This window comes from Desulfosoma sp. (assembly GCA_037481875.1).
GTDB lineage: Bacteria > Desulfobacterota > Syntrophobacteria > Syntrophobacterales > DSM-9756 > Desulfosoma.
Genome location: JBBFKY010000007.1, coordinates 34327 through 50508 on the forward strand (window position 1 = coordinate 34327; position 16182 = coordinate 50508).

At 54.3% G+C, this 16182-nt stretch carries 10 protein-coding genes and 1 other RNA gene; 9 read left to right on the forward strand and 2 right to left on the reverse strand.

Translation table 11 applies throughout. From position 1 onward, the window contains the following. The first annotated feature begins 10 nt into the window (after positions 1-10). Complete coding sequence (locus WHS46_10380) at positions 11-460, forward strand: hypothetical protein (GenBank protein ID MEJ5349077.1); 450 nt, start codon at positions 11-13, stop codon at positions 458-460. A 222-nt stretch (positions 461-682) separates the two neighbouring features. Here the strand turns inward: WHS46_10380 and nadB are convergent, their stop codons facing one another. Beyond that, entirely contained in the window at positions 683-2362 is a 1680-nt protein-coding gene (gene nadB, locus WHS46_10385; GenBank protein ID MEJ5349078.1) for an L-aspartate oxidase, read from the reverse strand. A 168-nt stretch (positions 2363-2530) separates the two neighbouring features. Between nadB and WHS46_10390 the strand changes: the two genes are divergently transcribed. The 3 genes from WHS46_10390 (at position 2531) to ffs (ending at position 4942) form a co-directional block, all read left to right on the forward strand. After that, positions 2531-3256 carry an HAD family hydrolase gene (locus WHS46_10390; protein ID MEJ5349079.1) on the forward strand — a complete coding sequence of 242 codons (726 nt, stop codon included), beginning with the start codon at positions 2531-2533 and terminating at the stop codon, positions 3254-3256. After that, the gene (locus WHS46_10395) at positions 3253-4011 is read left to right on the forward strand and encodes a hypothetical protein (protein MEJ5349080.1); all 759 of its coding nucleotides are present in this window, start codon (positions 3253-3255) and stop codon (positions 4009-4011) included. The genes WHS46_10390 and WHS46_10395 overlap by 4 nt, the downstream gene beginning before the upstream one ends. Before the next feature lie 674 nt (positions 4012-4685). Further along, positions 4686-4942, forward strand: an RNA gene (gene ffs / locus WHS46_10400) — signal recognition particle sRNA large type. A gap of 42 nt (positions 4943-4984) precedes the next feature. On the opposite strand, the gene WHS46_10405 is transcribed toward ffs, so the two are convergent. Beyond that, on the reverse strand, positions 4985-5437 hold the full coding sequence (locus tag WHS46_10405; GenBank protein MEJ5349081.1) for a hypothetical protein: 453 nt from the start codon (positions 5435-5437) through the stop codon (positions 4985-4987). A 241-nt stretch (positions 5438-5678) separates the two neighbouring features. Here WHS46_10405 and WHS46_10410 point away from each other — a divergent pair, with 241 nt between their 5' ends. The 5 genes from WHS46_10410 to WHS46_10430 all read left to right on the forward strand — a co-directional run bounded on the left by WHS46_10410 (position 5679) and on the right by WHS46_10430 (position 15840). Then, entirely contained in the window at positions 5679-7037 is a 1359-nt protein-coding gene (locus WHS46_10410) for a hypothetical protein (protein ID MEJ5349082.1), read from the forward strand. A 592-nt stretch (positions 7038-7629) separates the two neighbouring features. Beyond that, a complete protein-coding gene (glnE, locus tag WHS46_10415; protein ID MEJ5349083.1) occupies positions 7630-10392 on the forward strand; it encodes a bifunctional [glutamate--ammonia ligase]-adenylyl-L-tyrosine phosphorylase/[glutamate--ammonia-ligase] adenylyltransferase in 2763 nt (920 codons plus the stop codon). A gap of 351 nt (positions 10393-10743) precedes the next feature. Then, positions 10744-11859: a glutamate synthase gene (locus WHS46_10420; GenBank protein ID MEJ5349084.1), complete on the forward strand. Its 1116-nt coding sequence runs from the start codon at positions 10744-10746 to the stop codon at positions 11857-11859. Further along, positions 11838-13472: a glutamate synthase-related protein gene (locus tag WHS46_10425; protein ID MEJ5349085.1), complete on the forward strand. Its 1635-nt coding sequence runs from the start codon at positions 11838-11840 to the stop codon at positions 13470-13472. Before WHS46_10420 ends, WHS46_10425 begins: the two co-directional genes overlap by 22 nt. A gap of 28 nt (positions 13473-13500) precedes the next feature. Continuing rightward, positions 13501-15840 carry an FAD-dependent oxidoreductase gene (locus WHS46_10430; protein ID MEJ5349086.1) on the forward strand — a complete coding sequence of 780 codons (2340 nt, stop codon included), beginning with the start codon at positions 13501-13503 and terminating at the stop codon, positions 15838-15840. Positions 15841-16182: the final 342 nt, after the last annotated feature.

Consider the following 16182-nt stretch of genomic DNA (forward strand, 5'->3'; position numbering starts at 1 on the left):
GGATCCGCCCATGTTCTTCAGCCGGCTTTTCAAGAAAAAGAAGCAGGAACCCGAGGAAAAAAAGCCTGATATCAACCAGGGCATTTTCTATCTCTATCTGATCATCGGCTTGCAGGTCCTCTTTGTTTTCGGCCTCATGGCCGTCATTATCACTTTAGGCAAAGTCTTGGCGACTCCACTCTGGGTCTTTCTTTTCAGCCTGGCTGTAGGAGCCACAGCCTGTTACTACATCTACAAAAAGGCTCAGCGCCAATTCCGTAAGATGCGTGAAGCCTTGAAACATGTGGATCTGTCGGATCGAAACTACGAGATCAGTTTCATGGGCGGCATGCTGACCATGAGAGTGGAACACAACCCACGTAAACTTCTGGAAGACCATTCCAGCGCTGTGGTGGACACGGAAACGCTGGATGCCGCCGCGGCCGCAATTCCTCCTAAGATCGCCGGCTTATCCCGTTAATGGACGGCCGAGAGGCCTTTCCCGAACCTGTGATTCATCCCCGAAAGGCTTCTCGCCACCCGTGCATGACTGATCGAAAGCTGTCCAAGCCTGTGCAAGAATGCGCCTTTTGCCCGAAGAGGATCGATTTCCGAGCCGCTCTTTATCCGGGCGAAACCTCCACGTTCCCAGAAAAAACGCCGACCTCAGTCAAGGAGGACCATGGTGCGCCAGCATCCCTTGTCACGGCACGTCTGGATCCAGGCGTGTCAGGTTCATGGCCGGCAAGGTGGGTTCTTTCCAACGGGTAAGCACCGTATCCTTTCGCCAACGCAGATCGTCCTTTTGAGGATGATCGACATTGTAATGCAGACCGCGGCTCTCCTTGCGCGTGATGGCACAACGAACGATGAGTTCCGCCACCAGGGCTAAGTTTTGCAGTTCCACGAGGTCGGGGTGCAGAGGAATATGAGGGAGATGTTCTTTGATTTCCATGCGCACCTGCGCGATATGAAGACCCGCCAGATGCAGCCTCTTATCGGTACGCACAATGCCTACGTAATTCCACATGAGTCGGCGGATCACATCCCAGTTGTGTGAAATGAGAATCATTTCGCTTTGGGATCCGTCTCCGGCAGAGGTTTCGATGGTCACTTCAGGCACATGAGGGTAAGATCTTTTTTGCCAACGAGGCAGGTTTTCACTGCAGTGAACAGCGGCACGGTGCGAAAACACGGCCGCTTCCAGCAGGGAATTGCTGGCAAGGCGGTTGGCGCCGTGCAAGCCCGTGCAGGCGCATTCTCCGATGGCGTAAAGATTTTCAATGGATGTTCGGCCCCAAATATCCGTGACGATGCCTCCGCACATGTAGTGCGCCGCCGGAACCACGGGAATGGGATCCTTGGTGATATCGATGCCTAAGCTGAGGCATTTCTTGTAAATGTTGGGAAACCTCTGTTTCAGAAAGTCGGCGTCCCGATGCGTGATGTCCAGATACACGCAATCGTCTCCGGTCCTTTTCATTTCCGTATCGATGGCTCGAGCCACCACATCTCGAAAAGCCAAATCTTTAAGCGGATGATACTTTTCCATGAAGGCTCGGCCGCGTTTATCGATGAGGCGCCCGCCTTCACCGCGCACGGCTTCCGAGATAAGAAAATTTTTCGCATGGGGATGATACAGGCATGTGGGATGAAATTGGACGAATTCCAGGTTCGCCAGAGCCGCTCCGGCCCGATACGCCATGGCCAAACCATCTCCCGTGGCCACATCGGGATTGCTCGTGTAGAGGTACACCTTCCCCGCCCCCCCCGTGCACAGCAAGGTGGCATGGGCCGTAAATATATGAATCTCGCCGCTCATGGCATCCAGAACGAAAGCCCCCCAACAACACTGCTTCTGCTGCACCGTGACGGATCCCGCTCGAATGGCTTGATGATCGATGATTAGATCCAGGGCCAGATGATTTTCAAAGATGGACACATTGGGGTGCGACTCCACCGCCTCCACCAGAACCCGTTCAATGGCCTGCCCGGTCATGTCTTCGGCATGAACGATTCGGTTTCGGCTGTGTCCCCCTTCCCTTCCCAAGTCAAAGAGGCCGTTGGGGCTTTGACCACGTGTAAAAGGCACACCCATGGAGGCCAGTTCCTGAATACGTTCCGGAGCCGACCGCACCACCAGTTCCACCACCTCGGGCTTGCTCAAACCGTCTCCGGACTTCAACGTATCTTCGATGTGCAACTGAAAGGAATCATCAGGACCTAGAGCGGAAGCGATGCCTCCCTGAGCGTAATTGGTGCTGGTCTCCAGCTTGTCTTTCTTGGTGACGATGGCCACCGTGGCCTTTTGAGCCACCTTCAGAGCGAAAGTCAGACCCGCAATCCCGCTTCCGATGACAAGAAAATCGAAACGATGTTCCATGAACCCGTCCTTTCCTGAAAGCCTCAGATCTGATGCGACCTTTCCAAGGCGCTTCCATAAAGGTGCGCTTTTGTCTGGCAACCCTGCTTGACAGAGGCGACTCTAGTGCATTAGGAATGATGTGTAAAGTATTGGAAGATCAAAAACTTTTAAATGATCGAGTCCCCCATGCAGACCTTTGCGCCGAATATCGTGGACACGAAGAAGCTTACGACCCGTGAGGCCTTGTTTCCCGCAGGGCTGCCTTCCGCCGTGGTTTTTGATTGTGATGGAGTGCTTTTTGACTCTCGAGAAGCAAACATCCGGTTTTACAACTTCGTCATGGAACGGTTTGGGCGGCCGCCTCTGAGGCCCGACCAAGTTGACTATATCCATATGCATTCTGCACGGGAATCCCTGGAATACCTTTTAGGGTCCGGATCGGATCTGGAAGCGGCTTGGGCCTTTTGTCAGAGTTTGGATTTTCGCATGTTCAATAGGTATCTGAAAAAAGAACCCGGGCTCGATGATCTGCTCCAGTACCTGAAACCTCGATGCCTCCTAGCCATGGCCACCAACCGCACGGTTTCCACGCTGGACCTTTTGGCATCTTTTCACCTGGACAAGGCCTTTGACCTGGTAGTGACCGCCGCCGATGTGACCCATCCCAAGCCGCATCCGGAAAGTATGGAAAAGATCCTTACGGCCTTTCGGGCTCTTCCGGACCATGTCCTTTTCATCGGGGACTCTCAAGTGGACGCTCTTTTGGCTCAAAGGACCGGGGTGATCTTTGCCGCCTACAAGAATCCATCCCTTTCGGCTCATATTCATGTGCCGTCCTTTGCAGAGCTTAAAGCCCTTTTGGCCTTGTCTTTGGACGGTGTGCTCTCAAAGCCTCTGCCCGCACCTTTATGAACCGTGATTCTAAGCCAGGTCCAACTGTCTTTCTTGTGGGGACATGCCATCGAGACCCACAGGGTTTTGGTCGCTGCCGTGCGCTTTTAAAAAAGCTTAACCCCGATGTGATCTTGGTGGAAGTGAGCCCTTTCGCTGTGCGGCTTCGGCGGGACCACGGCAGATTTTTTTTAAAGCTTTTTTTGAAAAACCTCAAAAAGGCTTCCGCAGCAACCCACATGCCCTTTGCCTCCGCTCTACGCTCCCCTCTTATCAAACCCATCCCTCGACAATGTGCTTTGCCCTTTGAATTTCGAGCGGCTCGGCAAAGGTTTCGGGAAACGGGCTCATCTTTTTTTTGTGTGGACGCTGTAGACGCAAGCCGCCTATTTATGGCCGACTGGCCCGAGCTCTTGTCTTCGGCGAACCTGGAGCGATTACTCAAAGGAGGCTTGCCGCTCCCTCCCTCGGCTTCGGAACAGTATGCTCGAGCCCGATGGATCTTGGCGCATGGAAATCGTGCTTTACGGAATCGACGATGGAATGGGGATTCTTTTGGATGGGGATGGCACCAAAGGGAACAATGGATGGAAAAAACGGTGCGTGCCACCTTGGAAAGGCTGCGGCCTCATCGATTGGTCTATCTAGGGGGATGGCACCATGTCGTCCCAGGCGATGCCCTGAACCTCTACCATCGCCTGCACGATCTGGCACCGCAGACGGTCCTCCTCGATGAGGCCGACAATCCAACTGTCGCGACATTCCAGCTGCCATGAAACCCCTGTGGGGGCGGCCCCTTGTGTCCCCATTCAAACCAACAATTCAGCATTCCGCCATAAACCCCCTGTAACCGCGGACCGATGCTCTATGTCCGCATTCAAATTAACCACAGCACACGCCAATCCCTTGTGTAGGGGCGAAGCCATGTGTCCGCCCCAAAAAACATCCCCCTGTAAAATCCTTCGGGGGCCACCCACATGGGGCGGACACGCAGGTCCGCCCTTACAAACCACACCGGCACCCAACGCACTTCCCCTTCATGGAGAATTGGGCTCATTGCGCCAGGAAAATGCTACGGAAAAGCAAACTTTCTTGAAGCCCCAAGGGTCCCCCTGGTTGCACGTTGCCATTCGGTGTCGATTCTGGTATGAAATATTGTTGGCTCAAAACCGAAGGCCGAGAGCATGGCAAGATCGCTTGATAAAGAGAAACGACCAAGCGTCTTCAAACGGCCTTGTGGGAACTTAACCGAGAATGAATTTGGCGTCGGGAGATCAAGCTTTTGGTCTGCTGATTTTTACGGGTGGCACCCCCGCGCTCCCGGCAAGAAACTCGATTTCAGTTTTGTGGGGTTGGGGTGCGGTACGCCCCTAAGTTGTAAAAACATTCGTTGCAATGGCTGTTGGGAATTCTCGGGAAGTCTTTAGGTTTAAACGGGTTTAGCCCTTGGTCGTGCTAGGTGGGGAGCTAGCGGTTCCCTGTACCCGAAATCCGCTTAGCGGGGCTGAATCCCCTTTCGAGGGATCGGTCGGCGTGATCCGAACGGAACTGTTTCACCGGTCGGACACCTCGCAACAGACGGATGTGAACCCCGTCAGGTCCGGAAGGAAGCAGCGGTAAGCATTGCGGTCTGTGTCGGGGTCTATTCTGACTAGGTGCGGCAGGGAAGCCGGGTCGGCGCCGAGCGACTCGACAAAGGGTGCACGGCCAAGGGTCTTTTTGTCTTTCAGCTTCGGCGCCCTGGCGGCCTCATTCATCCAGCGTGTGGGTCACAATGTTATAGTGTTCGGCAAATACAGGTCCTCGCCCTTTAAACATACTCACATGGGTGAGGACCCATTCGGCTACTTCAAGCCGCTTGGATTCCGAAAGCGCATTAAAACAGGCAAACATGGCCTCTTCCGTCGGGGCTTGTTCCATCTGTCGCCAAATATCCGATGGACTCATGCGTTTCTCCTCATCCCTTTCCTGTTGTTCTCGTATCTTGACTACGGCCTCTTCGGCTTGGCGCATCATGTTTTCCAAGTTTTCTCTCAGGCCCTGCACCACCTGGTGTAGCTCTTCCAACGAGCCGCAACGCAGAAGGCTCTTCGAGGATGTTTCCTGCCCGATCCAGTTGATGACAAAGGTAGAGCGTGACGGCTCAGTTTTGTTAGGGACCACTTCCAAGTCCAGGCGCATCCCTGACATCGAAGGCTTCATGCCCATCCTTTCCTCATTGTAAAAAAGTTTGCTGTCCTGATAGCATCAAGCTAACGCCTTCCTGAGCTTATGACAAGCGGCTACGCGCACTTTGATGAAAACGCCCTTTTACGACAAAAAAATCTTGATCCCACAGGCAACTTTACTGAAGCTTTTGAAGCCCGTGCGTCTATCATCGAACAGGGAATTTTTCGGACTTGTCTTTTTGTTCGAAAGGAAATGGTGAACAAAGAGGTCAAACATGACACCCGACATGGATCGCGCCGACAGCGCCCAAGAAAAAGCTTCATGGACCGGACCCCCTGTGGCCGTTTTGTGGGACCAGTCCCTGGTTTGGGGGCTTCTGCTGGTGGAAGCTCTTGAGGCCATGAATGTGCCTTATCGCCTTTTGACGTCCGCTCACATCCGTTCCCAGACTTTGGGGAACTATGGGGTTGTTCTCGTTCCCGGAGGCTGGGCATCTCATAAGGCGCGGCTTCTAGGTGTCGAAGGTTTGGATCGGATTCGAGCTTTCGTCATGGAAGGAGGAGCCTATGTAGGGTTTTGCGGAGGGGCGGGACTTGCTCTTGCGGGCTCTTCGTCCCTTAATCTTGTGCCCATTCAGAGAAAACCCCTCGCCCAACGCCTACCTAACGCCAGCGGTGAAGTATGGATCGAGGGTCGTTTGGAACATCCCTTCTGGAAAGGTCTGCCAGAGAGGATTCCCGTTTCCATCTGGTGGCCTTCCCAGTTTGCTTGGAACGAGGGCCCTGGCGTGGAAGCCGTGGCCCGCTACCGAGGTTATGGAGAAGATTTTTGGGTGGCGGATCTATGCGTCAAGGATGTGGCACGTTGCGGTGGATCCTGGAAGGATTGGGAAAAAAGCTACGGAATCAACCTGAATCCCGAACTGCTTAATGGTCAGGCGGCCATTTTGTGCTGTCATGTCGGCAAGGGAATCGCCGTCCTTTCCTACCCTCACCTGGAAACTCCCGAAGGCTGGGGAAGACGCCTTTTTTTGAACATACTGCATTGTCTTCGAGATGCGAGAAGTTCGGCTTTGAAGACCCAGCTCGAGTGTTCTGGTGCATGCCCCCAAGATTCGATCCCGAAACCTCCTAGTGTTTCCGCCTACCGTGCTCTGCAGGAAGCTTTGGAAGAGGCTCGCTCTCTCATCGCCTTTGGAGAGAGACATCTTTTGTGGCGCTGGCGTCGTCCATGGCTGCTTCAATGGCAGCGAGGGGTTCGAGGGCTTGAATATGGTTTCTTGTTTGTGTGTTTGCGTTTCGTGGTCTCCCAGTGTGCTCGACTCACCCTGAAGGTCGAACCCTCACACCCCTGGGATGAACTTGCTCAAAGCCTTTTGAACGACACGCGTTTGTTTTGCCTAGAAGCTCGAAAGCTTCTCTTGCAGGAAAAGGCGGCAAGCCAACAGGGTCCGGTAAGCAAACTGCAGCCGGTCAACGCTAAGGTGGATCATCTGCGGGAAACCCTTTTCGGGCACGGCATGAGCCACTCCGGGCTTGCCCAGGACATCTTTGACACTTTGGATGCCTTGGTTTACTGGACTTTGGAACTCCGTTGTCGCAGAAGGCTTTCTTCGGGGAATTTTTGGACATGAAAGAGCGAAACTTTCGTCCTGCAAGGGTGTCGGCTTCAGGAAAAAGTTTCCTCAAGATCACCAGATCGTTTGAAAAGTTAGGCACACGGCGTTTTCTTAAGGCCGGGGGCTTCGGTTCTGTCTTTGGTCGTACGGAACGCATACACCTCCAGGAAAAAGGCACGGCTGCACCCTTTTAGGACGAGGCGGCTCCTCGCCCCTGTAAGCCCAAAAGTGAGCCATTCCCTGGGAGTGCGAGCCTATGGTTCACCGTTTGTGCGGGCGGAAAACCCTCGATTACAGCAAGAAATTGGTTTTCAGACATGTTCGTAGAGCGGCTGTTTGAAGAAAGTGCACATTTTGGGGCGGGCACATTGGTCCGCCCCTACAGGGGTGATGGACAAGGGGGAGGAAACGTAGGTCCGCCCCTACAGGGTGCTGCGCGAAGGGCACAGACTAAACTGCGCGGAGATATTGGTCCGTCCCTATAGGGGTGACGGGCATGAGGGAAGGACACATTGGTCCGCCTCTACAGGGGTGTTGCGGGTGGGGAGGACGTCTTGGTTCGTTGGAATGTCTAAGGACCAAGAGGAAAGGATAAACGGGAATATTTATGTCGGATGAGCTTGAGAGAATCAATCGGTCTTCCACGTACCTGGCGACACTTCTACGCCGTTCCGAGGAAAATGTGCAATGGCTCTGGCATCAGAAGAACCTTCTTCGGCGTTATGCGGTCACAGACCTTTACGACGACCTTTCACGCACGCTGGTCACGGCTACATCATGGCTTGAGGCGCAAAAGGTTTTTCGGCGTTTTAAACAAAAGCATTTTTTACGAATCGGAGGTCGCGATCTTTTAGGACTTTCCGATCTTTCGGAAACGACGGCTCAGCTGAGCGATCTGGCTCAGGTGGCTTTGGAGGCGGGCCTACGATGGCTTCACAATCATCCGTATCTTTGGGCATCCCCCGCCATGGCCTCACGGGTCCATAAGGTCTTCGACCGATACACATTGACTGTGCTGGGTTTGGGAAAGCTTGGCGGTCGAGAACTCAACTATGTCTCGGACATCGATCTCCTGTTTCTACGGCAACATAAGCCGTCTTTGAAACTTCCTAATGATGATGAAGGTCTTTACGAAGTTCTGTGCTTGATATGCCAGAAGCTGGTCAGCCTGCTGGCGGATTCCGTGGAAGGTGACCGCGTGTTTCACGTTGACCTCCGGCTGAGGCCTCAAGGAAAAGACGGGGAGCTAGTGCCGCATCTCGCCGGCGCCGCATCCCATTATTTGCTTCACGGCAGAGCATGGGAACGCCAGATGCTTTTGAAAGCGCGACCCGTAGCGGGAGATCGCGCCCTGGGCATGGCTTTTCTTGTGGAAGTGCGTCCGTTTGTTTTTCGACGCTTCTTGGATTTTCAAGCCTTGGATGAACTCAAAGGGATGCGCGATCGCATCTTACATGAACTGCGTTGCCAACAACCGGACACTCCCTTTGACGTTAAGCTGGGTGTGGGCGGCATTCGTGAAGTGGAATTTCTTGTGCAATCATTTCAGCTCATTTACGGCGGCCGTATGCCGCAGTTGGACGAACCCAACACCCTAGCGGCTCTTCATAAATTGAAAACCTTGCAGCTTCTTCCGCCGGATGTCGCCCAGGAACTTCACGAGGCCTATGTATTTTTGCGTCGTGTGGAGCACTGGATTCAACTGGACCAAAACCGCCAAACCCAAAAGATCCCGTCTTCTCCAGATGCTCGTCAAAGGCTCTCGGAAGCCCTGGGTTTTAATGGCAACTGGTCTTTATTCCAGGAAGCCCTTACTTCTCATACGCAGGCGGTGCACCGGCATTTCACGGCCCTTTTTCAAGCAAGTTCGTGTGAAAGAACTGAGGAAAATGAAGATTTTCCGGTCGAAACCGTCAAAGCTCTGGGCGAACCCTTGACGGAATCAACCCTGGAACGCCTCATTCCGTCCATCAAGGCTCTGGCCAAGCCGCTTAGAACCTCTCTTTTCAAGGCTGTGGAAGCCTATGCCGAGGATATGGACGGGGAAATCTTAAAGGCCACAGCCTCCCGCCTCGACAGATACATAGCTCAAGTACGACGACGTCCCGGCTTGCTGCATTTTCTCGGAACCCATCGATCCCTAGCAGATGTCATTTTTCCCGCGCTGGCACGCTGCGATCTGGTGGCCGATCTTTTAAGCCGCCAGCCCAGTTTGGTCGAAGCCCTCAGTACTTGGCATGTAACACAAGTGTCTCACGCACAATGGCAACCTTCGGCTGAAAGCATTTTGGCCAAGGCTTCTTCTTACGAAGAACGCCTGGAATGGTTGCGACGCCTCAAAAACGAAAGGTTTTTGCTTCTCGCTTTGGCGGATCTTCAGGGTGCCCTGACCCAAGAGGCTCTAGAAAACGCCCTTTCTGATCTGGCCGATTTCGTGGTCCGCCACACCCTGCTGACAGTGATGAACGCCGTGGGCTTGGACCCTCAAACACCCCTGGCCGTCATGGCTTTGGGCTCTCTGGGGAGCCGTGAACTGGATTATCTTTCCGACCTGGACCTGATGTTTGTCTATGATCCCCGTCCAGGGGAAAAACCCGATGAGATTCCTTTGCCGGTCATTCGCATGCTGCAGCGATTCATGCGTATGTTAAGCACCCCTCTGCAAGAAGGTCCCGGTTACAATGTGGATGCCCGCCTGCGTCCTACGGGATCTTACGGCCCTCTGGTGGTGACGCGAACCACCTGGAAAGACTACTACAGCCACAAGGCGGACATTTGGGAAATTCAAGCCTTGCTGCGGTTTCGGTTTGTGGCCGGAGATTCCAATCTTGGAGCGGTTTTGGTAAGCACCGCCCATGATCTTTGTTTTCAAGAACGGGCACCCTGCATGGTCTGGCCTCGTTTGTGCCACTTGCGCAGGCGCATGGAGGAGGAACGTGCCACGGAAAGGGATGATGCCGTGGATATCAAACTCGGTCTAGGAGGTCTCACGGATTTGGAGTTTCTCACACAAGGTATCCAGCTGATTCATGGTCACGCCAACCGTGCCCTTCAAAAAGGAACGACTTCGACCCTGCTGACGGAAGCGCTGGCTCACCTTCCCGAAGGACGGCGATCATCAGCGGATATGCTTGAGGCCTTTCACTGTCTTCGCAGTCTGGATCATCGATTCCATCTCATGACCAACCGTTCAGGTTCGCTCTTGACCAAAAACCAATTTCAGCACATGAATCGCCTAGGTCTGTGGCCTTCATCCGCCGAAACCCGCCGGATCGAAACCTGGGAAGATCTTTTGGCCATGCGCCGTCGTGTTCGCCGCCTTTTTCAGTCGGTGTGCACTGAAGCCCAGGTCGCCATGTCCACGTCGTGATTTTTTGACGTTGGGCTTTTCCACGGGGCCCAAGGCTCCTTCGAAAGTCGTGTGGCAAGTTGAGGCGCCGGATTGTCCAGGAGAGTTTGGGGCGGGCACATCGGTCTGCCCCTACTTGGGCATGACGGGCGGACATATTTTTTCCGCCACTGCAAAACTCCTGTTCGTTTTTTGTTTGACACAATTTCTCATTCTTGTCATCTTGCAACCCCCTCCAAACAAAGCCGTTTGGATTCCACCCTCGAACACCGCAGTTCGAAAAGGCCCTTGAGCTTATGCAAGGGCCTTTCTTGCCTCGATTCTCGGACAACGTCGTCCTCTGAAAACAACCAGGAAGGAGAAGTACCGGCCATGTGTCGATTATGTGCCTTGACCAGCACGGAACCTTTGTCCCCGATGAGGGCTGTGGAAGCTTTGGATGTCATGCGCGAAGGTCACGACGGCTCAGGGGTGGGGCTGTTTCTAAGCGACCTTGGAGGGCCATGGGAGGAGCTTGAAGGGGCTCCCATTCTTTCCGGAACTTTTACCAACGACGGTCTGAAGCGTCTGGACCGCTTCATGATGGAAATCGGCTTCATGACCAAGTACAAGCTGTCCATCAAGACCCCCAAGACGCCACCGCCCGGCGTTCCAAAACGAGATGTGTATCTCATTCGAGCCTACGAGCTACCCGAAGAATGGGACCATCTTCCTGAAAAGGAAATCGGTCATCGCCTGATGCAGGTTCGGCTGCAGCTGCGTCAAATGGGTTCGGAAAAAGAGGACATGATGGTCTTCAGTTTTTGGCCGAACTGCATCATGATTAAAGAAATCGGAGATCCCATGACTGTGGCGGAATACCTTCAGCTGGACCGGAAGGAACTTCATGCCCGCATCATTCTGGCTCAAGGACGCCAAAACACCAACTACGCTATCAACCTCTACGCCTGCCATCCCTTTTTCATTCAGGGCATCGCCACCATGACCAACGGTGAAAACACGGCTTTTGTGCCGATTCGTGAATTTCTTTCTTCACGAGGTTTTCCGGGCTACATGGGCTATCAATCGGATTCAGAACTGTTCACGCATATTATGCATTACATGCTCTATTTCTTAAAACTGGATCTGCACTACTACAAACAGATCATCACGCCGCTTCAAGACGAGGTTTTGGACACACATCCCAACGGCCCCTTTTTGAAACATCTCAAGCGGTCCTGCCGGCGTCTTATCATCGACGGGCCCAATTGCGTCATCGGCTGCCTTCCCGATAAGAGGGTATTTATGGTGCAGGATCGAAAGAAACTCCGCCCCGGCGTTGTGGGTGGAAAGCCAGGCTTATATGCCTTTTCTTCGGAAATGTGCGGCCTAGATGTCTTGATTCCAGATCGGGATAAATCCAAGGATATGCAACCCATGCACCTGGACACGGTGATCGTGGGTCCGGATCGCCAGGAGGTTCGGCTATGCTCTCAGATGGATTCCTAAGCCCCACTTCATTGAGTCTTCGAGATTTGCCTTGGCAGGTGCACTGGAGCCTTGCGAAATGCACTCTATGCGGCCGCTGTACCACGGTATGTCCCGTGCACGCCATTGAGTTGGGTGTGTTTCGGAAACGGACCGTCGAAACGGGCTTCGGGGTTCTGCAGGCTCCGTCCAATGTCTATAAAGTTTTTTACGGCATTCGTCAGAAAAACGATCCGGCTTATGCGTGTATCGGCTGTGGCATGTGTTCCATGGTCTGCCCCAATGACGCCATCATGGCTTACCGATCCGAAGAAGCGGACAAATTACGGTTTCATATCAACCGAGGCGGGCAGCCCAGGCGTCGAGGCGGGCGCCGAAACGTTCCGGGAGGTCTTCTGGACCGGATCAAATTCATTCGTATCTCCATGCTCACCGACCCGGCCTTGGATGCTGGCCGTCACGAATTTGAACTGCGCACCCTTTTGGGCCGTGTGTTGGCACCCGAGGAAAACCTAAGGATCCTTAAGGAAAACGGTTGGATTCCTCCCGTTCGCGAAATTTACCCGCTAATTATCGGCGGCATGTCCTTCGGCGCGCTGTCCCCGACCATGTGGGAAGGCTTGCAAATGGGTGTCGCCTATCTCAACGAAGAACTAGGCATGCCTGTTCGCGTGTGTACGGGGGAAGGCGGATGTCCACCGCGCTTGCTGCGATCCCGGTTCCTGAAGTATGTCATCCTTCAGATTGCCAGCGGCTATTTCGGCTGGGATGAAATCATTCATGCCATTCCGGAAATGAGGGAAGACCCTTGCGCCGTAGAAATCAAGTACGGCCAAGGTGCCAAACCCGGGGACGGTGGTCTGCTCATGTGGTATAAGGTCAACAAGCTTATCGCCGCCATTCGCGGTGTGCCACCGGGAGTGAGTCTTCCCAGTCCGCCGACCCATCAGACCAAGTATTCCATTGAAGAAGCTGTGGCTAAGATGATTCAGTCCATGTCCATGGCCTGGGGCTTTCGTGTTCCCGTTTACCCCAAGATTTCAGGAACATCCACAGCCCTCGCCGTCCTGAACAATCTCACTCGAAACCCCTACGCGGCGGGATTGGCCATTGACGGGGAAGACGGTGGCACCGGCGCCGCCTACAATGTTTCCATGGACCACATGGGACATCCCATCGCATCCAATATTCGGGACAGCTACCTTACCCTGGTTCGACTCGGGAAACAAAACGAGCTTCCCTTGTTTGCCGGAGGAGGCATCGGCAAAAACGGCAATCTGGCCGCCAACGCCGCCGCTCTGATCATGTTGGGAGCCAGCGGTGTGCAGACGGGAAAATACATCATGCAGGCAACGGCCGGATGTTTGGGTTCCGAGTCTGACCGCTGCAATGTGTGCAATATCGGCGTCTGTCCCAAGGGCATTACCTCCCAGGATCCACGCCTCTATCGGCGTCTGGATCCCGAAAAAGTTGCGGAACGCCTCGTGGACGTTTTTCTCGCCTTTGATACGGAACTGAAGAAAATCATCGCCCCTCTGGGTCGATCCACTTCCCTTCCTATCGGTATGTCGGACGCTTTGGGAATCGATGACGCGGCGGCGGCTCAGCGGCTACAAATATCTTATGTGGTCTAGAAAAGACCGACCTAGAGGTGAAGGAGCGATGCAACAGAGCTTATCGCAAGATGCCTATTGGATTTCTGGGCGCGAACAAGGCCGACGCCTGGAATCGAGAATATTGGAAGAACGTCTGCAACAGGCCGTGGCCCAAGGTCATCGTCGCCTGGAAGTGGAAGCCTTCGGCCAACACGGCATCGGAGGCCGCCTGTGGCGTTCTGGAAGTGAACCCATTCATGTGATCGTCCACGGCGCTTCGGGACAGCGCTTGGGATCCATGGGTTTTCCCAACACCACCATCGAAGCTCTCGGACCGGCTTCCGATGATGTGGGCTGGCTGAATGCCGGCGCCGAAATCATCGTGCACGGTCATGCCGCCAACGGTGTGGCCAACGCCATGGCTCAAGGCAAGATCTTTATCGCCGGCAATATCGGAGCCCGTGGCATGACCATGACCAAACACAATCCTCGGTTCGCTCCACCGGAACTGTGGGTTCTGGGATCTGTGGGCGATTATTTTGCCGAATTTATGGCCGGAGGTATCGCTGTGGTTTGCGGGCACGAATCCGCCAGTCCCGGCAATGTGCTTGGGTATCGACCCTGTGTGGGCATGGTGGGTGGAAAAATCTTCTTTCGAGGCCCCCACGGCGGATATAGCCAAGCGGACGCCAAGCTTGTGCCCTTAAGTGACGACGATTGGCATTGGCTGGTCAAGAATCTGCAGCATTTTCTGGAAAAAATCCGCAAAACCGAACTGTTCCCTCTTTTTGCTCAACGCAGTCAATGGCAGCTTCTGGAGGCGCGAAGCCCACAAGAAAAGGCAGCCGTGCCCAGGAAATCCATGAGCGATTTTCATCGGAACATGTGGGACCGTGAGCTGGGACCCGGAGGTCTCATTGGAGATCTGACAAACCTGGAACGAAGCTTGATTCCGGTCATCGTTACAGGAAATCTTCGTCGCCATGTGCCTGTTTATGAGAACAAGAAATATGCAGCACCCTGTGAGGCATCTTGTCCGACGGGGATTCCGGTTCACGAACGATGGCGGCTTATTCGAGAAGGCCGGGTGGATGAAGCCGTGGACATGGCCTTGGCTTACACACCGTTTCCGGCTACGGTCTGCGGGTACCTGTGTCCCAATCTTTGCATGCAATCATGCACACGCCGAGGGCTGCGCATGGCCCCTGTGGATGTGACGCAACTGGGCAAAGCGAGTCTCGAGGCCAAGCTGCCGGATCTGCCGCCGCTTACCGGCAAAAAAGTGGCCGTGATCGGTGCGGGACCCGCAGGGCTTTCAGTGGCCTGGCAACTGCGCCGCTTAGGCCATGAAGCGGTCCTGTATGATCGTAGCAGGGAACTAGGGGGGAAAATCACCGCCGCGGTCCCTAAGAATCGTGTTCCCAACGAAGTGGTCCAAACGGAGCTGCAACGTATTCGGTCCGTTCTGCCCCACATGTATCTTCAACAGGAACTGACCAAGGAAGAAATGGAGCGGCTCAAGGCGGATTTCGACATGATCGTGATCGCCGTTGGAGCTCAAAAACCACGCCTGTTGCCTGTACCCGGCGAGGAACGACTCCTTCCTTCCCTGGAGTTTCTTCAAAAATCACGTCAGGATGCCATTCAGGTAGGACGCCGTGTGGTGATCATCGGGGCCGGTAATGTGGGATGCGATGCCGCCACGGAAGCTTATCGGCTCGGTGCCGAAAAGGTGACGTTGATCGACATTCAGGAACCCTCTTCCTTTGGCAAAGAACGGCAAGCGGCTCAAGCGGCTGGAGCCGAATTTCGGTGGCCGTGTTTCACCAAGGCCGTGACGGAACAGGGCGTGGAACTGACCACAGGAGAAATCCTTCCGGCCGATACCGTGATCGTCGCCATCGGGGATCAGCCGGATTTGGAATTCTTACCGGAAACGGTAGAAACAGAACGCGGCTTTATCAAGGTGGACGACTCCTACCAGACCACGGACCCTCAGATTTTCGCCATCGGTGATGCCGTCCGTCTGGGGCTTCTGACCGACGCCATTGGGGCTGGAAGAAAGGCGGCTCAAACCATTGACAATATTTTCAAAGGACGTCGTCCGAAACGGTCTGTGCGTCCCATGATCGATCCTCGGCGTGTCAAGCTGGAATACTTTGATCCTCGACGCCTGGGCTTTGATGGGCTGGACCAATGCGCCGGCGAGTGTGCCTCTTGTGGTTCGTGCAGGGACTGCGGCATCTGTGTCTCCATGTGCCCTCAGGCCGCCATCAGCCGCGTGAGTGGAAACAACGGCGATTTTGAATTGGTGGTCAATCCCGATCGGTGCATCGGTTGCGGTTTCTGCGTCGGGGCATGCCCTTGCGGCATCTGGAACCTGGTGGAAAACGATCCGCTCGAATAATCCGTACTGGACATAGCATTGGACGGCGCGGCTTTTGCCGGACTTCTGCGGGAGCCGCGCCATCCTCATGATTCGGTTTTCAAAAATACCGGCGGATGGATGCACGCCTTTTCTGCCTTTAACGTCACCGGTCGGCCAGAGGCACGGGCAAGCGCCGCGGCATGTAGTATTCCCCAACGACGCCAGATCAACCTGTACAACAACGGATTCGCTCAGGTGCGCCAGGCATGTTCGGGTTGCGGTTGTGCAGCTTCGGAATTCTCGCGGTCGATCTCCCAATGTTTCGGGTTCTCAGCGATTTACTCTCGAGTCCGATCCAGTGCCCCCTCATGACGAATGACA